The organism is Sphingobacterium prati (genome assembly GCF_013167215.1).
In the GTDB taxonomy this organism is placed as follows: Bacteria; Bacteroidota; Bacteroidia; order Sphingobacteriales; family Sphingobacteriaceae; genus Sphingobacterium; species Sphingobacterium prati.
Genome location: NZ_JABJWY010000038.1, coordinates 912,839 through 932,896, shown reverse-complemented (window position 1 = coordinate 932,896; position 20,058 = coordinate 912,839). Strand labels below are relative to the sequence as shown.

Sequence of the window (20,058 nt, the reverse complement as noted above, 5' to 3'; positions counted from 1 at the left end):
GTATCCTATTTCTTTTTGTTGTTCAATTTATTTAGACGCTCTTTTGCAGCAGGCAAAACATCATCTTTCGCATCGTAGTTGTCCACTATTGATTCCAATGTCGCTTTCGCCTGGAATGTATCTCCTTTACCTGCATAGGCATCAGCCATCGTGATGAAGCTCTTTGCTACCCAATATTCGTAAGAAGAGAAATTGTCAGACAGGTCCATTGCCGTTTTGATACAGGCATCGTATTGTTTGTTTTCTAATTGAAGGACCGCAACATTGTATTTCGCTTCTGCGCCGAATACGGTACGGCTCTTCAATGCCGCCAAGCTGAACTCTTTCATCGCCTCCGTTTTCTTGTTCTGCTTCACGTAACACTTACCAGCATATAAAAATGCATTCGCGATCTCTTCTTCAGAAGATTTCTCATAGTTTTTCACCGCGTTCGTATAGTTTAACGCTTCTTTATAATCGCCGATTTCATAATAAGAAACCATTAGATTATTGATTGCAAATCCGTAGTTAGACTTATATTCAGAAGTGAGCTCCAGTTTTTTCAACAACTGGGTTGCTTCATTATATTTCTTTTGTTTCAAATACAGATTTGATACTGAAATCAATGTACGCTCCGTATAAGGTGATGTCCAGTCATTCAAGATAATGTTGTAATCGTGTAATGCGTCTTCTGTATTACCCAAAGCAGCATTACTTTCCGCACGCACAAAACGTGCATATTTTTCTTGATTTGGTTTGGGAAATTTGTCAAAATATGCATTTACAGCTTCTACAGCGCCTTGATAATTCCCGCGGGAGAACAAGGTTGTTGCTGTTGAGAATGTACGTGAATCTTGTTCCGATTTTGAAAGATCACCTAAATTGGTTCCTGTAGCATAACGGATATATCCGGTTGCATCACCTTTATCCAGGTAAATATTCTCAATGGAACGCATAGCTTGTTTGGCTTCATCGGTAGAAGCATATTGATCAACGACACGTTGGAACGTTGCCAAAGCTGCATCATTGTTGTCCTGGTTATATTGAACCAACCCGATTGTTACTAAAGCACGTGGCACATAACTGCTTCGGGGATATTTCTCCACCATGGATTGAAGTCCCGAAATCGCTTGATCGCTTTCGCCCATCAAGAATCGTGTATATGGAATTTCAAACGCAATATCATCCGCATAGTTCGAACTCGGGAACTGAGCGATTACAGCATTCAATGTCGAAATCTTACCATTATTATCCCCTTGTAATCCTTGAATAATACCACGTTGGAATAACGCATAATCTTGACTCGGCGCTTTGGAAGAGATTAGCTTATTATATTCCGTCAGTGCTCTGCCATAGTTTTTAGAAGAAAAATACGAGTCACCCAAACGTGCAATTGCATCGTTACGGGTATTGATCTCTAAGCCTTTTGAACCACCTGTGGCCAAGAAACGTTCAAAGTAATTTGCTGCTGTATTATAGTTTCCATTACGAAAAGCTGCGTAAGCCAAGGCATAATTTGCATAGCCATACACATCTGTTTTGCTCGCACCAGGCAGACGTAAAAATTTATTAAAATTCGTAACAGCTTCGCCATATTTACGCACCTCATACATGGCCTCCGCTTTCCAATAAGTAGAAAGAGCGTAGATTTCTTCGTCGTAACGGTGCTGTTCGGAACGAATAAATAAAGAAATTGCATTTTCAAAGGCACGTTCGTTATAATACTCGAGGCCTCTGTAATAAGTTACTTTCTGATAAGCTGCATTCGCCTCCTTTCCCCTTTTCGGAATAGACTCCAAAATATCGACCGCATCGCGGTAGTTTTTAGTGCTCAACAGTACTTCTGCCAATAAGGTTTTTGCTTCTTCCTGGCGTTTTGATTTTGGATAGGTTTTTAAATATTCCTGTGTAGAGGCCAAGGCCACCTGATGGAACTCCAACTCATAGGAAAGCTTTGCATAGTTGAATAGCCCCTCTTCTTTCATAGCCGGATCGAAATCCAGTTTCGAAGCTCTGAAGAATGCATTACGTGCAGATTGTTTATTTCCTTTTTTCAAGAAACTATCCCCCAAGGTAATCATGGCCGATTGATAATAAGCGTCAGGCTCCGTCATTTTCTCCAACTCCGTGATCGCCTTATCGTAATCCTTTAGCTTGTAGGCGATATAACCGATCTGATAGCTATCTTGATTATTTTGTGTCTTGCCTTGGTCTTGTGCCTGGAATTTGTCGTAATATTCTTTTGATGTGTTCAGATCCCCTTTAATAAAATAAGTTGCGGCGATAATACGAAACATTTCGGTTTCATTTTCCTGTTTAGTACGTGATAAGATAGGTAAGGCATAGTCCAACACATCATCGTAACGTTTATCTAGAAAATAAAGGGCTGTAATATAGTAAGGATAACTGTTTTCAAACTGCTTTGAGCCATTCAAACGCTCAAATTCATTTAAAGCTGTCTTATACTCCGCGTCTAAATAACATAAATAGGCATAGTAGTAGATTGACGCCTCTTGAAATTCAGTTTTTTGATCTTTCAATCCCTCAAATAATGGCTTTGCTGTTTTATAATCTTTCGTCATAAAAGAAGCATAACCCAATTTAAAACGGTATTCTACATTCTCTTTACCGGCGAGGTTTTTACTATCAATCTTTGTAAACCATTCAATCGCTTTAACATAATCCTTTTTGGCATAATACGATTTACCAATCTGAAAGTATGCAGCCTTGGAATTGGCGCTAACAGGGAAATCTTTGATATATTTTAGGAAGCGATTTTCAGCATTGGACTCGCCCAATTCCAAGGCGCAAACAGCTTGATAATACCGTACATTTTCCTTTAATAAAGATAGCTCCTCCGTCTCATCCAATTGTAGGTTGGATTTTGTCCGCAAAGCTTCAACGCGATCAAATTGTGCGGATGCAGAGCTGAATTTTCCGCGTTCATACAATTCCATCCCGGTTTTGTAAGCCTTATTGATTTGTTGCCATTCTGTCTGTTGCGCTAATGCTGGCGTCGCCATAACGGTTAGTGCAACTCCCACCTGGTAAATCTTCTTATACATAATATGTGAAACCTTAATATGTTATTTATCTGCAAATGTAATCGAATCTCCCTTCAAACCGAGATAAATTTGCCTTGAAACACAAACTTAACGGCTCTTCCGCTGCGATTAGCCGCTTCAAGATAAGCCAAAATTTATTGAAAATCAATTCAAATCTTCCCGATTTTTGGAAGATAGTTTTATTCATTTTACTAAATTATACTTTAATTGAGCTATTTTACACAAAAGTTATTAACATCTGTGAGTAACCCGCTATTATAACGGAAATTTTGCACAAAAAATATGCCCGACCAAAAATAAAGTCAGGCATAATATTGTTGATTAACGAATCTTTCAACTTTGTTTCCAGCGCCTAAACTGTTCTCCAATTGAAATTTCAATTAGCTTCGTTGTCCAGCCAATAGATACAATACTGCCATACGAACAGCAACTCCATTTTCAACCTGATCCAGGATAATGGAGTGTTCGCTATCCGCTACATCCGAAGTGATTTCCACCCCACGGTTGATCGGCCCAGGGTGCATAATGGTAATCGGTTTTTCCAGGGAATCCAAGATTTGTTTATTTAACCCATATAACATGGAGTATTCTCTCAAAGAAGGAAAATAAGCAATATCCTGACGTTCCAATTGAATACGCAACATATTTGCTACATCGCACCAATTTAACGCTTTTCTCAGATCATGTTCTACTTTCACACCCAAAGAAGTAATATGCTTTGGAATTAATGTTGTAGGCCCACAGACCATCACCTCTGCGCCTTGTTTTTGAAGGCATAAAATATTGGATAAAGCAACGCGAGAATGTGTTATATCACCAATAATAGCCACTTTGCGTCCAGCTACATCACCAAAGCGCTCGCGGATAGAGAAAGAGTCCAACAGCGCTTGCGTAGGATGTTCATGTGCTCCGTCGCCAGCATTTACAATTTGCGCATCGACATGTTTACTTAAGAACACGCCTGCTCCCGCGTAGGGATGTCGCATCACAATCATATCCACCTTCATCGCAAGGATATTGTTGACGGTATCAATCAGAGTCTCTCCCTTACTCACTGAAGAAGAAGAAGCCGCAAAATTGACAATATCTGCAGATAGTCTTTTCTCGGCAAGTTCAAAAGAAAGCCGCGTACGTGTTGAATTCTCAAAAAACACATTGGCGATGGTGATATCCCTTAGAGAAGGCACCTTTTTGATCGGTCGATTTAATACCTCTTTGAAATTACTCGCTGTATCCAGAATCAATTGGATATCTTGTTCATTTAGATCTTTGATTCCCAACAAATGGCGAGTACTTAATTGTTCTACTGCAGCTGACATTTTATAGTATATTCAAGTATTTACTAATCATTTTTTAATTGAAGTGTTCCTCCCCAAGGGTCTATAGAACCTTCCGTTATTTCTTTACCGAACCGGATTTCTAATCATTACCCAAAGATTTTTTCTCCGTGACCAAGATAATGCTATCCTGATCGTCAGATTCTTTCCAGTTCACAATGACTTTTTGTGAATCTATAGAATCAACCTGTATTCCAATATAATCGGGTTGAATCGGAATCTGTCTGGAGAATCGACGATCGACCAAAACAAGCAATTCAATGCTTCTTGCTCTTCCAAAAGCCTGTACAGCATCCATGGCAGCCCGAATGGTACGTCCTGTCCACAAGACATCATCAATAAAAATAACGTCTTTACCTTCTACAATAAAATTGATATTTGTACTATTTGCTAACAACGGACCTGCATTACCTTTTGTACGGAAATCGTCCCGATAAAATGTAATATCCAGATCGCCGACCAAGATCGGTTTTTCGATCATGCGTTCAAGTTCTTTGACGATACGTCTAGCTAAGAAAGTTCCTCTTGGTTGGATACCGATGACGACAGCATTTGAAAAATCACCGTGATTCTCAATCAATTGACGACATAGTCTTTGAATGGTGATTTGAAATTTTGGTCCGTCTAATAAAATCGACTGTTTCATTATGGGAATGTTTGAGCAAAGCTACACTTTTTTTAACAAAAACTATCGCTCGTTTCCCAATTAATTTCAACATTTCAATTCATTTCCAGCATTAACTCTGAGACCAATAACTTCTAAAACAACAGCATATTTATCCTAATCACCCTTCTTATTGCCCCGTGCAAAAAAATACACAGGCAGCCCTAGCAATACCAGTATAAAACCTGGCCAGGTATACTGTGGTTTATAGATAATTAAAAGTACGCAAAACACACTACCAATGAGGAGATAGATAATCGGTGTAATGGGAAATAGAAAGGTTCGATAAGAACGTTCCAGTTCAGGTTTTCGGACACGTTGAATAATAACCCCTAGTACAGTGATCATATAAAATATGACAATAACGAAAGAGATCATATCCAACAGATTGCCATACTGACCACTTAAACAGAGCAAGGAAGCCCAAATCCCCTGTAACCATAATGAGCGGGCCGGTACATCATATTTATTGTTGGGAATAGCTTGCTTTAAGAATAAACCATCTTTGGCCATGGTCTGAAAAACCCGTGCTCCAGACAGCGCAAGACCATTGACACAGCCAAATGTTGATATCATCACCAAGATGGCCATCGCTATTGTACCGGTATGTCCCAACATCTTTTCAGCAGCAGCAATTGCGACCCGGTCATTTGTAGCAAAGGCGATCTCTTCCCTACTTAAAGCAGAAAGATAGATGTAGTTACAACAAATGTATAAAAGCATAACGAGGCTGGTTCCGATGACGAGCGCCCGCACCACGTTACGCTGTGGATTCACAATCTCGCCTGACACAAAGGTCACGTTTTCCCAGGCAACACTACTAAAGACAGAGCCAACCATAGCTGCGGCCAATGCCCCCATTAAAGCACCACCGGAAATCCCCATCCAGCCCTCACCTTTCAGATTCTGAAAAGCATCCCAGCTGTAAGCCATATTTTCCGAAAAATGATTTTCTTTGATTAAAAACAGTCCACCAACGATTAATAGAACCAATGCAATAATTTTTGCAGAGGTAAAAAAAGACTGCACAGACTTACCGCTCTTGATCCCGCGCGTATTGATATAGGTTAGCAAGAGAATCACGCCCATCGCCAGTATCTGTATCCAGGTAATCTTAAACTCACCGCGTTGAAAAATTGGTGCCGCATCGTTCAATTGCGGGATCAAATAGGCGGTAAACTTACCGAAGGCAACCGCAACAGCCGCTATCGTACCCGTCTGGATAACGGTAAATAAGCTCCAGCCATACAAAAAACCAATTGGTTTACCGAACACTTCGGTGAGATAAGTGTATTGTCCACCAGCTTTGGGATACATCGAAGATAGCTCGCCGTAACAAATAGCTGCCGCAACAGTCGCTACAGCAGTCAGTATCCATACAATTGCCAACCAGTATCCTGAGCCCAGTTGCCGCATCATATCGCTCGACACAATAAAGATTCCACTTCCGATCATCGAGCCCATGACCAGCATAATCGCATCCCACAATTTCAGTTGACGTTTCATCATAAGGTTGGTTTTATGCCGTTAAGCTAAGAAAAAATAATTAAAAAAGAGCTGCCCTCAGCGACATCCAATTCAAAAGTTATTTTTTCGTTGGATATGTACAACCGAGGGCAGCTCCTTATCATTAAAAATGATGTTGTGAATGATTATTCTACACCATATTGTTGCTTATACGATTTTTCCAGTTCAGTTACCTGTTGTAGCAATTGTTTTTCCGAAGTGGAAGCCAATATGCTCTTATATGCGCCCAAAGCCCTTAAAGCCGTACCAATATTCGAATATTCAAGCTCAGCTTTTGTTTGTGCGATATCCTGATACCAACGCATATTTTGCGTCATAAATTTCAGGTTGCGGTTCACGATCTCATTCGCACGCTTGTTTTCGCCGGTTTCGTATAATACATTGATAATTGGAATATAACCCAGAATATCACGCATCAAGTACACACGTTTTGGCATCTTCTCATAAGTCTCAACAGCCACTTTACGCGCTTCATCTTTATGACCTTCCATCATTAACTGCGTAGCCGTACCCCCCATCACCGTATTGGTAATCATGGTGATCATGCGATAGGATTCAGGATCTAAATACGAAGCATTTGCCATATTACCCCATTGGTATTTGGTAGTAATATCTTTAAAGGCTGACTGCGTATCCACCAAGGTACCTTCGGATCCTGCAGGAGTAGCAATAGGCATTAAACGTAAAGCAAACCCCTCCTGTACCAGATATTTATCCAGCCCAAGGTAGTTGTCATTTGGAACGGTCGCAGCAAAATAAATCGGACGCTTCCAGTTATTGTTCAACAGGACGTTTAGGATCGACAGCTCGGCTCTAGATACGTAGTTTCGATTATACGTCCAGGTCATTGTATCTACAATTGATTCCTGCCATGCTTTTGGAACGACATTATTTTTCAATACAGCATCCTTGTTTACTGGAAGGCTAAAATTTTTGGTCGGTAAAAAATTCTCAAATTTACCACCACGCAATTCCAGCTTATTTTTTTGGTCATCAGACAATAAGATCTGCATCACCAAATCAAGATCTACGTGACCGGGCACTTTCATATCTTGATAATAAAGCACCTCACGGACACCTTTTTTGAACTTTTCGTCATCAATACTGATTGGTAATCCATCCGCTTGATTAACTTTTTGTTTCATCTGACGCATATACCAGTCAGAACTCAACAAACTCAAGTTTACCACCCGTACATCAGGACGATAGTTTTCAACCTCCTGCACATACCACAATGGATAAGTATCGTTATCACCATAGGTAAACAAGATTGCATTCGGTGCACAGGATGCCAGGTAGTTTTTGGCTAAATCACGCGCTGTTGTTTTCTCGGAACGATCATGATCATCCCAGTTCTGGAATCCTAGTAATACAGGAGCGCCCAACAAGCAGGCTGCTGTAGCGATACCTGCGGCCATCTTACCATCCACCTTTTTACTTAAATAATCCGCAATGGCAAATACCCCCAAACCGATCCATATTGCAAATGCGTAGAATGAACCCGCATAAGCATAATCACGCTCACGTGGCTGCAATGGGCTTTGATTCAAGTATAAGACAATTGCTAGACCTGTAAAAAAGAACAGTAACCCTACGATTCCAGCATCACGCTGTCTTTTACCAAAGTGCCAAAATGCACCGATCAAACCAATGATCAAAGGCAAGAAATAATATTTATTATTTGAAGGATCAGTTTTCAATGAGTCTGGAATGGTATTTTGTCCACCCACATGCATCTGATCAACAGGTTTAGCACCGGAGATCCAGTTCCCTTCCGTAAAAGATCCCTGTCCTTGCTGATCATTCTGGCGGCCGGCAAAATTCCAAAGGAAATAACGGCCGTACATATGTCCGATCTGATAGCTAAAGAAGAATTTCACGTTATCACCGAATGTAGGCGATTGTCCTTCTGGGATCTTTAAGTAATCACGATAATAATCGATATGACCTTGATCTCTTGAACTATAAACACGCGGGAAAAACATCGTCTTATCGTATTTATAATCCATACCATTTTCTACTTTCGTGTATTTGTCCTTATCTTTTCTATACGTATAAGTAGGCTCAGCATCTACGACCTGCGCATCAAATGTCGGTCCGTTCAGAAGCGGCTCACTTGCGTACTGCTCACGACCCAAATAACTTACAAAAGAAAAGGCATTATCCGGATCACTATTATTTAAGGTCGGGTTCGCTTTGGCGCGTACCATGATCATCGCAAAGGAGCTATAACCAAAGATGATAAATGCTGTGCTGATCAAAATCAGGTTCAGCATCGGTTTTGCTTTTTTGATGGAATACCAGATACCATAGACAAAAAGAGCAATCAACAAAATGAAAAACAGATTGAAGCCAGTACCAAAACCCATTCCCAAGCTATTCACAAAGAATAAATCAAAATAAGCGGCAGCTTTTACCGTGTATTGGATAATACCCCATAAAATCAGTGCCAGCACAACGACACCGATTAGAAAGGCTTTTGTCGCTCCTGAAGAAGTCACTGTTTTGGATCGTTTAAAGTAGATCACCAAGGCGATGGCCGGAATCACCAAAAGATTCAGTAAGTGCACCCCAATGGAAAGTCCCATCACATAGGCGATAAAGATCAACCAACGGTCAGCACCAGCCTCGTCAGCATGATTTTCCCATTTTAAGATCCCCCAAAATACAACAGCCGTACAAAGCGAAGACATGGCATATACTTCGGATTCAACCGCAGAAAACCAAAATGTATCTGTAAAAGCGTAAGCCAATGCTCCGACGATACCTGATCCAAATATCTTGATCAAGTCTGTTGAATTGTATGACTCACCGACGCTTTTTGCAACGACTTTCTTAGCCAGGGCTGTAATCGTCCAGAACAAAAATAAAATAGTCAGACCACTACATACAGCAGAACCCACATTCATCCAGAAAGCGATTCGTGTCACATCACCTCCAGCAAGATTCGAGAAAATGTTTTGAATCATTAAGAATAAAGGTGCCCCTGGCTGGTGCACAATTTGAAGTTTAAAGGCCGAGGCGATGAACTCGCCACAGTCCCACCAACTCGTCGATCGTTCGGCAGTCATGACATATGCTACTGTTGCAATGAGCGCACATATCCATCCTAAAAGATTGTTGATTTTAGTATAGTTCATAAAATGATAACTGTAAAAGTATTATAATACGGCTCGAAAATAAGGATAAGTTAATAAGAAATGAACTTTATTCTGATTTTTTAACACATATTAATTGAAAAAATTTCATTGCCTGATCCAATATTGGCAGTAAAGAAAGCAGTACAAAGGTAAGAATGAACCTATCTAGTGCCATACCTATTAGTAAAATGAAGCAAGTGTGCGATAAATTTTAGGGCAAAACAAAAATTATTTCTTTGAAAATCAAGCTCAATGCACTTTACGGTACATTTTTATTTGCAGAAATAAGAATAGTCCGTATATTTGCATCATCAAATGTGAACGACATCATCACGATAACGAACACAATTGACTTGTTTGTCCGATAGTATAAGGGTAGTACGACAGTTTTTGGTTCTGTTTGTCTTGGTTCGAATCCAGGTCGGACAACAAACAATAGAAAAGGCTTGCAATCGCAAGCCTTTTCTGCGTTATATGCAAGGCTTATTTATTTATAAAAGGGTTTAGATTTTTTTTAATTTGAATTTTGATTTTTAAAACAAATCTCTATCTTTGCGTCGTCAAAAAGAAAAAGACGGAAACGTTGATTTTTTGAGAGACATTGTCCGATAGTATAAGGGTAGTACGACAGTTTTTGGTTCTGTTTGTCTTGGTTCGAATCCAGGTCGGACAACTTTTAAAGTTAAGAGTATATGGATTGTGCAAACAATCCATTTTTTTTAATGTTTAACTTTAAAAAATATTAGGGAATAAAAATATTGAATAAACGACAATACAATAACCCAACATAAATATACAAAACCATGCCTTTGCAATTCAACACGGTTAAACTATTTGCAGGTTCTGGCACTACAGAACTGGCTGAAAAAATCGCGCAATCTTACGGGAAACCTCTAGGAGACAAAACATTATCGCGTTTTAGCGACGGTGAGATTCAACCATTCTACAACGAATCTGTACGTGGAGCCGATGTATTTATCATCCAATCTACCAACCAACCTACCGACAATCTTTTTGAATTATTGTTGATGACAGATGCTGCAAAGAGAGCCTCAGCGCACTACATTACAGCGGTTGTCCCCTATTTCGGTTTCGCAAGACAAGATCGAAAAGACAAACCAAGAGTTGCCATTGGCGCAAAAATGATTGCCAATCTGTTGACAGCAGCTGGGATTCACCGCATCATGACAATGGATTTACATGCTGCACAAATCCAAGGTTTCTTCGATATTCCTGTTGATCACCTCGATGGCTCCATTATTTTTGTTCCCTACATCAAATCCCTAAAACTCCCTAACTTGACAATTGCATCACCTGATATGGGTGGGTCATACAGAGCGCGTACTTTTGCTAAATTCTTCAATGCAGAAGTTATCATCTGTGACAAACGCCGTAAACGTGCAAATGAAATTGAGTCAATGTCTATCATTGGTGATGTAACGGATCAGGATGTTGTATTAATAGACGATATCTGTGATACAGCCGGTACACTTTCGAAAGCTGCGGCTTTGATCATGGAAAATGGCGCGAGATCCGTAAGAGCGGTGTGTACACACGCGGTATTATCGGGCAAAGCTTATGAAACAATTGAAAATTCAGTATTGTCAGAAATGATTGTAACAGATACCATTCAATTGGATCCGGAAAAAGCAAAGCAATCCACAAAAATTAAAGTATTGTCTACAGCTGATCTGTTTGCAAAAGCAATCACAAGCGTAAATCAACATACCTCCATTTCTGATTTATTCGACGTCGAATAGTATATAGTATTTAGATATTAGTATTGAGACTCTGGTATGATAAGCCTTCGGCTGAAATACCAGAGTCTTTTTTAGTATAAAGATATTTTACCACCTATGCCTTCACAGATTATTCTTCCTTAAAACAGGTATTCAAGCACAACTGTGGTTATATTCAACAGGTCTCCTTCAAGTCTGCAACCAGGAAAATAGCATAACACATCTTAGCCCCTCAATATCAGTAGTTTTTTTTGATAATACCAAAATTTAAATTATCTTTGCACCTCAAAATTTATAAAAATTAAAAGATGAAATCAATTGCTATTAGCGGTTCTGTAAGACAGAACGTAGGGAAAAGAGATGCAAAAGAATTGCGTTACCAAGGTTTAGTACCAGCAGTACTTTACGGAGGCAAAGAACAAACTGCTCTTTCTGTATCCGCAGCTGATTTGAAACCAGTTCTTTACACTGCTGACGTTATTATCGTAGAATTAAACGTTGACGGTCAAACAAAAAGAGCTATCGTTCAAGACGCACAATTCCACCCATTGACAGACCTAGTTACTCACGTTGACTTTTTAGAATTATTTGATGACAAAGAAGTGTCATTGAATATTCCTATCAAATTAACAGGAACATCTCCAGGTGTTAAAATGGGGGGTAAATTAGTTCAAAAATTACGCAATTTACGCGTAAAAGCATTACCTGCTAACTTGCCACAAGAAATTGAAGTACCAATGGAATCTTTAGAAGTTGGTAAATCATACCGTGTAGCTCAAGTTCAATTGGACAACGCAAAAGTATTGAACAACGCTGACGATACAATCGTATCCGTTATCATGTCCCGTGCATTGCGTCAAGCTGAACAAGAAGCAGCTAAAGCAGCTAAAGGTGGTAAAAAATAATCTGAACAAGATTATTCATTAAATTAATTTGCTCTTTAATGGCAATGAAGCTATCATGAGCAGCTATTCATCCATTCGTTGAGCTTATTTGAGCTCATGATGGTTCTATACTACAGAAAGCACCGAAATTCGGTGCTTTTTTGTTTATTAAATTTTTATTTTTACGTCATGAATTATCTTATCGTTGGATTGGGAAATATCGGTAGTGAATATGCCGATACACGGCACAATATTGGTTTCATGGTTGCCGACGAGCTCGTTAAACAAGCTGGCGCTAGTTTCTCTCTGTTGAAATTAGCCTATTATAGCGAATTTAGACAAAGAGGGCATAATGTAACCGTCATTAAGCCGACTACGTATATGAACCTCAGTGGTAAAGCAGTCAATTATTATATGCAGCAATGTAAAGTGCCGATTCAGAATGTCTTAGTGATCGTGGATGACCTGGCGATTCCCTTCGGTTCGTTGCGTATGAAACCCAAGGGAAGCAGCGCCGGACACAATGGACTTAAATCCATTGAGCAGCTTTGCGGCGGACAGGTATACCCACGTCTACGCTTTGGTATTGGCGATAACTATCCCAAAGGCAGACAGGTGGACTATGTCCTTGGCCCTTTTGACAAAGATGAACAAGCAGAACTTCCGGCATTGATAGACCATTCCGTTAAGATGATCCAAAGTTTTGTCAATATTGGGATCGAACTGACGATGACCAATCTGAATACAAAATAAAAGGGACTGCAGTCCCTTTTATTTTATTCCATCAAAATATTCTGGTTATTACCTTTTACCCTTCATCGCTTCAGCACGGTTTCGTTCATTAACAAGTTCGGTCTTGATTATTTTCTTTATCTTTCCATCCAGTGGCTCCCCATCTCCCTTCCCGGCATTCAATTCCCCCGCTTTTTTCTTTGTCGTTATGAGAATAACACCATTCGACCCCGCTGTACCATAAAGAGTCGTTGCACTTTGATTTTTAAGAACTTCGATGGACGCAATATCTTCGGATTTCAGATCATTGCGGTCTTTAGACTGCACTTGACCATCAACAACAAACAATGGTTTTTCTTTTCCCGATAGACCACGGATCCGGACGCCATTGATATTCCCTGGTTCTCCCTCTACTTTGGCGTATGTTGCCGTTTGTGCTACAAATTTCGCAGTTTTCCCTGGATTATCGTTTTGGGCAGCTTTTCCCTCAAAGGTTATTGTTTTAGGATCATTTCCCTTATCATCCTTTTTATACCCCCCTACCGTAATAACCCGCTCATCTGGATTATTTTCTGATTTGAGTTTGTGAGATGCTTTATCCACTTTATCCGGGTTTTCTCTTGCCCATTTTTTTGTGATTACCTCAATGACGCCATTTTTCCCCTCTTCACCATATTTTGTCCGAGCCGGGCCATCCTTAATAACGTGAATACGCTCAATATTGTTCGGATCCATATCTTTTATATCCTCCGAACTTATTCGCGTACCATCCACCACATACAGAATATTAGCAGGATACTTGACCACTGCGGTCTTTGCTTTACCGACGGAGTCCTGTCTGGCAAAGATGCCCGTCACCTTTCCCTGAAGTTTGCCCGTATTATTTCCCCTTTTGGTAGTGACCAACACGACACCATTTTTACCCTTATCACCATATACGGTTGTAGCAGCTTTATCTTTTAATACTGATATTGATTCAATCTGCTCCGGAGCAATTGCATCTAGTTCCTTTTTATCAATAACTTCCCCATCCAATACAAACAGCGGATTGTCAATCGGATCAGAAGCACCTCTGATTTTCAAAGCACCAATCTGACCGCTCAATACAGTAGTCCCATTTGATCGCCGGCTTGTATCTATCTTAACCGTATCCGTACCGAAGGCCTCATTGCGTACTTTTCCTGCTTCACCGAGCATCTTAACCGATAGTGGATCACCACCTTGTTGTGCACCTGCAGCTAATTTCAAAAGGGTAGTTTCATTTGCCTTTTCAACGACACCTTCGATATTCCCTTCCGCTTTGCTTACGGTAAATGCAGCTCCTGTTAGTAAAAATACAGGCAAAAGGAACGCATATTTACTCAGTTCTATCTTGGATGACCTCTTCTTATTCATCATCATAATTCGACGTTTTAATAGTTTAAAATTAAATTGATTGCTCAACCCTATTGAAGCACCCTTTTTGGACACATTCAATAGGCTATATTGGTACGTCTGTTTGTCAATTCCTTTATTGAGCACCCGTTGATCAGTCAGGAACTCTAAATTTTGGCGAATGGCCCTGCGCATGAACCAGACGAAAGGATTGTACCAACAGCACACCAATATGATTTCAAACAATAAAATATCCAAGCTGTGAAGGCCTTTCACATGAATATCCTCATGCTTAAAAATATCTTTCAGTTCAGCATCCACATGCTGCCCCTTATTCACATAAATTTTATTCAAGAACGAAAATGGCACAATAGGAATAAACACATTCCGAAAAAAATACGTTTTCCATCGGTCCGCTGTCGAATGCAGGTGAATCCTTAACAAACTCGAGAGTTGAAATAGAAATTTCAGCAATAACACGACTGCACCTAAAATAAAAACCATCTCCAACAGACCGCCCACTGTTAGCCGCTCCTGTACATCCTGCTCTCCCATATAAAATGAAATCTGTTCACCGACTGCGCCCATATCCAATCCTTGATTTACAAACAGTGATTTTAAATCCAGAAACGGGTATATAAAAGCAAATAGGCCACCTATTAAAAAATAGGCCCTATTCAGTGAATAGAACGTTAGTCCCCTCAACAGTCCGACATAACCCAAGTAGATTATACTCAACAGCAGATTTACTTGTATGATATAGGTCAGCAGGTTTTCCATCGCATTAAGATTTGTTATTTTTAATCATCTCCATGATCTCCTTTAGTTCGCCCTCGGTAAGCTTCTCCTCCTTTACGAAAAATGAAACCATCTCTTTATAAGAATTTTTGAAATAATCACCTACAAAGGAATTCATAAACTTCGCCTTATAATCCTGCTCACTAACCATAGGTTCGTAACGTTTCGCGTTGGCGTAACGGACAGCTTTCACAAAGTCCTTGCGCTCCAGATTCTTTACCGTTGATGCCAAAGTTGTGTAAGGCATTTTTTCACCTTTTATATTATCCAGAATTTCCTTAATAAAACCTCCATTTAGGCTCCAGATAGATTGCATTGCCTGCTCTTCTTGCGCTGTTAACTTTTCCATGTATTAATCTTTCTTTACTAATCTTTCACTAATCTACGAATAATTCGTAAATACCAAAAATTATTTTACACTTATATCATGAGATCAACTTACAGATCGTATAAAACCATTATTTTCTGTAACATAACAATATGCAGCATTTTTAGACGCATTTAAAATCATCTGCTGCGAATATGAGTTGACTGGCCGAAAATTTGTTATACCCTATTTTTTATTTTAACTTTCCAGCAAAATATAATTTTCTATCATTGCCCAGATCCAGATATAGGCGGGTTAAAAAAATGCGATCTGCGGACGGTACGAACAAATTAAATAGGAGTAATTCAAAACAAATACAACAACAATAAATGGCTAAAAGTATCAAAGCGATCAAATGTCCTCATTGCGGCAGTATAAAAGTCAGTACAATCCGACCTGATTACTATAAATGTGACAGTTGTGGAACTGAGTTTTTTTTAGATAGTGACGACATCAACATCAATCACAATTACAATTATCCGCGCAACAACCCAGAGCAGTATAAAGCTGTACGGATTGTATTATTTGCTGTTGTGGGCTTTATTGCGCTCATGTTCATTATTGGTGTATTGAGTTCTATATTCTCTAAAAAATCAGAACCGAATTATTCGACTTATCGTTCGTCCAATACTGCAGACAAAAAAGAAGAAGCCGAACCGCTGGAGTGGAATTATGCAAGCAATATTTTATTTCTGGACAAAGATAATTCTCCACACGTCGTCGTCGTGGGCAATGTCGGAACTCCCAGGAAGCGATTTGACGAAGGCAAAGACAATAAAGTATATATCGGATTATTTGACCCCAAAACTGGAAAAAAGGAATGGGTAAAGCAGCTGATGGAAACTCCCGCGGAGTTATCAAGTAGCGATGTTAAATTACAGGTATTTGAAGACCAAAACCTTTACATCATCATCAAATCCAAGTACATCTATCAATTGGACAGAAATAGCCTAACCTACAAAAGTGTCCTTGAAAATTATGTTAAGGATGCACCGTCACTCAGCACCGGTATTGCTAAAGTAGAATTCAAATACGAAGATTATGGCTCTGCCTATCAAATTATCAATAATGAAGGACAAAACCTAGCTTATTATCCGCTAATTAACAAATCAATTCCTGACAAACAGCTCTACGATGAAAGGAGAAAAAAACTCCCTAATCCAACGACAAAAACGGAATTCACTTTTTCAAGTAAATCCAGCTCATATCCAGAAGAAAAAATTCAGTTAATTCAATACACTTATTACTATCAATATGGCTTCCCCAAAGATAGCCCCCGCTTTTCCTGGGATAAAGATTTTGGTGGATCAGGTATTTTTACCGACCGCGATCCCTACAAAAAGGTACTGATCAATCCATGGCAAATTAAGGGAGCCCGTCTGATTAGTTTTAAAGACTTTACTCCAGGTAGGCTCTATTTTCAGCCTATCGTGGTTGCTCAGCATGACAAAACGCTCCTGATTGCCTACAAACCAACACCAGCGGAAGATGATCCGCTACAGATCCAGCTATTGGATATATCGACCGGTGCGATACAGAAAACAATCACCACAGACCTTAAATCCATTTATGGGAATGGCTGTCTACTCAAAGATGGTTTTATTGTCAAAGGGTCAAGCGACTATTACTATTTTGATAATAGCGGAAAACAAATCAACAAGTTCGAAGGGTATAACCCCAAATTCGATACATTAAATTAAACATTATGGGACTATTCAATCTTTTTAACAACCAATTATCCGAGGTCATTGAGTGGAAAAATCAAGACCCTCGTGTATTATGGTATAAATTTCCTTCCGAAAGGAATGAAATTAAGAATTCCAGCAAACTTATCCTCGCTCCTGGGCAGGGCTGTATCCTTGTCTATGAGGGGAAAGGTGAAAGCCTGCTCATAGAGTCAGGTACCTATAATTTAAAAACGGATAATCACCCTTTCTTTACAACCCTGGCAAGGTTGAGACAAAATTTCGAGTCTGAACACAAGCTGTATATTTACTTCTTTCGTACTGCAGCTATTGTCAATCAATCTTGGGGAACAGGAAATCCAATAAAATACATTGACCCACAATATAATCTTCCGGTTGAAATAGGCTTGAATGGTACTTTCTCTTACATCATTAAAGAACCAGTACATTTCTATAAAAACATCGTTGCCAATCAAAACACAGTCAGCACAGCGGCGATTCAGGATGTTATCAACAATCGGATTCCGCAACAGATTGTCGCGCAGATTGCCCAGAAGAAATTGGGTTATAATGAAATCGATAGCCAACTCCCTGTTTTGTCTATTGACATAAAAGCGGCTGTCGAACAGGATTTTAAAGATCTCGGCTTAGAAATTACAGATTTTAAGATCTTAGGAACCCAGTTTGATGCGAACACACAACGTCGAATTGGTGAAATTGCGGATTTGACGACACAAAATCAAGCTGCGCAACAAGCCGGTCTTAGCTATGTGGAGTTGGAAAAATTACGTGCCCTCCGGGATGCCGCAAAAAATGAAGGTGGACTGGCAGGAATTGGCGCACAACTCGGTGTCGGCATGGAACTAGGCAAGCAGTTTGATCTTCAGAAAGAAGAAATCAAAGACCATATCCAACAGGAAGGTGATTTTGTTGAAAAATTGCAAAAATTACAATTGCTACTACGCGAGAACATCATTACCCAAGATGAATTCGATACACTCAAAAAACAGATTCTCAATAAAATATAACCCATTATGAAATACATCTTTGGTATATTATTCACCCTGGTTATCCTATTTGTCGCCACCTATTTTCTATTGGGACTCTGGGGTATCCATTTTTTAGATGCTGAAAATTTCAGCAAAATCTTATGGACAACAGGTATTCTTACCTTAACGTCCATTGTTTTGGTATGTTTCGTGATCTTACCTTTTTTTGGTTCGGGCAAAAACGGGAAATATGAAGACAAAGGAAAAGTCGCCCAACGAAAAATTGATTAATATTTTGGGCATAATAAGATAGTGTTAAATTTGAATAAATTATTTGCTTATTTAAGTAAATTGTTATTCAATATTATCCAAAATGACGCAATGATGTCATTTAAATTCCAAAAGAACTTTCAGTTTTAAATATCAAATAGTTAAATTTGTGAGATTAGCATACAAAATCAGATATAAGATAATATATAAACATGTCAGATAAAGCATCTATAAATTTAGACGGCACTTCTTATGACCTTCCGGTCATTGTCGGTACTGAAAATGAAAAAGCAGTTGATATTTCCAAATTAAGAGATCTAAGTGGATTTATCACGTTAGACCCAGGATACAAAAACACGGGTGCAACAAAAAGTGCGATTACTTTCCTTGACGGTGAAAAAGGCATATTGAGATATAGAGGATATCCAATTGAGCAATTGGCAGAGAAATCGACTTTCCTGGAGGTTGCTTATTTACTAATCTATGGAGAGCTTCCTAAAAAAGAGGTATTGGAAAAATTCAGAGCTGACATTAAAAAGCAAATGATGATTCACGAAGACATGAAAAATTTCTTCGCTGGATTTCCATCCAAATCCCACCCAATGGGCCAACTTTCTTGTTTAGTAGGCGCCTTATCTGCATTTTACCCTGAATCTTTAAATCCAAACTTAACAGACGAAGAAGAAGATCAAACGATCATCAATCTTTTGGCTAAAATGCCAACAATCGTTTCTTGGATCCAAAAAAAATCATTAGGTCATCCGGTCGTTTATCCTAAAAATAACTTAGGCTATATTGACAACTTCTTGAATATGTTATTCGGCGAGGTGAACGACGAAAAAACATTCGATCCTGTTGTGATTGATGCCATGCACAAATTGCTTATTTTGCATGCTGATCACGAGCAAAACTGTTCGACATCAACAGTTCGTATCGTAGGCTCATCCAATGCGAACCTTTATGCATCTGTTGCCTCAGGTATCAATGCTTTGTGGGGTCCATTGCATGGCGGTGCCAACCAAGCTGTAATTGAAATGCTTGAAGCGATCAAAAATGATGGCGGTGATGCAGAAAAATACCTCGCAAAAGCCAAAGATAAAAATGATCCGTTCCGTTTAATGGGATTCGGTCACCGTGTATACAAAAACTTCGATCCTCGTGCTAAGATTATCAAAAAAGCATGTGATGATATTTTAGAAAAATTAGGCGTTCAAGACCCCGTATTGGATATTGCTAAAAAACTAGAAGAGGCAGCATTGAATGATCAATACTTCATCGATAGAAAACTTTATCCAAATGTCGATTTCTACTCAGGTATTATTTATCGTGCATTAGGTTTCAAAGCAGATATGTTTACCGTTTTATTTGCGTTGGGCCGTCTTCCAGGATGGATCGCACAGTGGAAAGAAATGCGTGAAAACAAAGAGCCAATTGGCCGTCCAAGACAAGTGTATGTGGGGCATACAGAACGTGATTACGTTGAGTTCTCAAATCGTTAATTCGATTTA

At 39.3% G+C, this 20,058-nt stretch carries 14 protein-coding genes; 7 read left to right on the top strand and 7 right to left on the bottom strand.

Annotation, left to right across the window (positions count from 1 at the left end; all coding sequences use genetic code 11):
* Positions 1-5 precede the first annotated feature (5 nt).
* The 5 genes from HPC41_RS23045 to HPC41_RS23025 form a co-directional block, all read right to left on the bottom strand.
* Positions 6-3,044: a tetratricopeptide repeat protein gene (locus HPC41_RS23045; RefSeq protein ID WP_172396417.1), complete on the bottom strand. Its 3,039-nt coding sequence runs from the start codon at positions 3,042-3,044 to the stop codon at positions 6-8.
* 380 nt (positions 3,045-3,424) lie between these two features.
* Positions 3,425-4,363, bottom strand: coding sequence for an aspartate carbamoyltransferase catalytic subunit (locus tag HPC41_RS23040; RefSeq protein WP_172396416.1), 939 nt, complete (start codon positions 4,361-4,363; stop codon positions 3,425-3,427).
* A 100-nt stretch (positions 4,364-4,463) separates the two neighbouring features.
* A complete protein-coding gene (gene pyrR / locus HPC41_RS23035; RefSeq protein WP_172396415.1) occupies positions 4,464-5,027 on the bottom strand; it encodes a bifunctional pyr operon transcriptional regulator/uracil phosphoribosyltransferase PyrR in 564 nt (187 codons plus the stop codon).
* 135 nt (positions 5,028-5,162) lie between these two features.
* Positions 5,163-6,554, bottom strand: a complete 1,392-nt coding sequence (locus tag HPC41_RS23030) for an APC family permease (RefSeq protein ID WP_246250978.1) — start codon at positions 6,552-6,554, stop codon at positions 5,163-5,165.
* 143 nt (positions 6,555-6,697) lie between these two features.
* Positions 6,698-9,712, bottom strand: a complete 3,015-nt coding sequence (locus tag HPC41_RS23025; protein ID WP_172396414.1) for a glycosyltransferase family 117 protein — start codon at positions 9,710-9,712, stop codon at positions 6,698-6,700.
* Between the two features lie 803 nt (positions 9,713-10,515).
* On the opposite strand from HPC41_RS23025, the gene HPC41_RS23020 reads away from it, so the two are divergent.
* The 3 genes from HPC41_RS23020 to pth all read left to right on the top strand — a co-directional run bounded on the left by HPC41_RS23020 (position 10,516) and on the right by pth (position 13,088).
* Positions 10,516-11,472 (top strand): ribose-phosphate pyrophosphokinase, encoded by a 957-nt coding sequence (locus tag HPC41_RS23020; protein WP_108635065.1) that lies wholly within the window; start codon positions 10,516-10,518, stop codon positions 11,470-11,472.
* Between the two features lie 287 nt (positions 11,473-11,759).
* Positions 11,760-12,356: a 50S ribosomal protein L25 gene (locus HPC41_RS23015; protein WP_121120480.1), complete on the top strand. Its 597-nt coding sequence runs from the start codon at positions 11,760-11,762 to the stop codon at positions 12,354-12,356.
* 168 nt (positions 12,357-12,524) lie between these two features.
* On the top strand, positions 12,525-13,088 hold the full coding sequence (gene pth, locus HPC41_RS23010) for an aminoacyl-tRNA hydrolase (RefSeq protein ID WP_172396413.1): 564 nt from the start codon (positions 12,525-12,527) through the stop codon (positions 13,086-13,088).
* 48 nt (positions 13,089-13,136) lie between these two features.
* Here the strand turns inward: pth and HPC41_RS23005 are convergent, their stop codons facing one another.
* Both HPC41_RS23005 and HPC41_RS23000 read right to left on the bottom strand, forming a co-directional pair.
* The gene (locus tag HPC41_RS23005) at positions 13,137-15,221 is read right to left on the bottom strand and encodes a M56 family metallopeptidase (RefSeq protein WP_172396412.1); all 2,085 of its coding nucleotides are present in this window, start codon (positions 15,219-15,221) and stop codon (positions 13,137-13,139) included.
* Positions 15,222-15,225: 4 nt separating this feature from the next.
* Positions 15,226-15,588 (bottom strand): BlaI/MecI/CopY family transcriptional regulator, encoded by a 363-nt coding sequence (locus HPC41_RS23000; RefSeq protein WP_172396411.1) that lies wholly within the window; start codon positions 15,586-15,588, stop codon positions 15,226-15,228.
* Positions 15,589-15,935: 347 nt separating this feature from the next.
* Here HPC41_RS23000 and HPC41_RS22995 point away from each other — a divergent pair, with 347 nt between their 5' ends.
* From HPC41_RS22995 to HPC41_RS22980, 4 genes are all read left to right on the top strand, one after another.
* The gene (locus tag HPC41_RS22995) at positions 15,936-17,306 is read left to right on the top strand and encodes a hypothetical protein (RefSeq protein WP_172396410.1); all 1,371 of its coding nucleotides are present in this window, start codon (positions 15,936-15,938) and stop codon (positions 17,304-17,306) included.
* A 5-nt stretch (positions 17,307-17,311) separates the two neighbouring features.
* Positions 17,312-18,319 carry an SPFH domain-containing protein gene (locus HPC41_RS22990; protein ID WP_172396409.1) on the top strand — a complete coding sequence of 336 codons (1,008 nt, stop codon included), beginning with the start codon at positions 17,312-17,314 and terminating at the stop codon, positions 18,317-18,319.
* A 6-nt stretch (positions 18,320-18,325) separates the two neighbouring features.
* A complete protein-coding gene (locus HPC41_RS22985) occupies positions 18,326-18,571 on the top strand; it encodes a hypothetical protein (RefSeq protein ID WP_172396408.1) in 246 nt (81 codons plus the stop codon).
* A gap of 191 nt (positions 18,572-18,762) precedes the next feature.
* Positions 18,763-20,049 (top strand): citrate synthase, encoded by a 1,287-nt coding sequence (locus HPC41_RS22980; protein ID WP_075994228.1) that lies wholly within the window; start codon positions 18,763-18,765, stop codon positions 20,047-20,049.
* Positions 20,050-20,058: the final 9 nt, after the last annotated feature.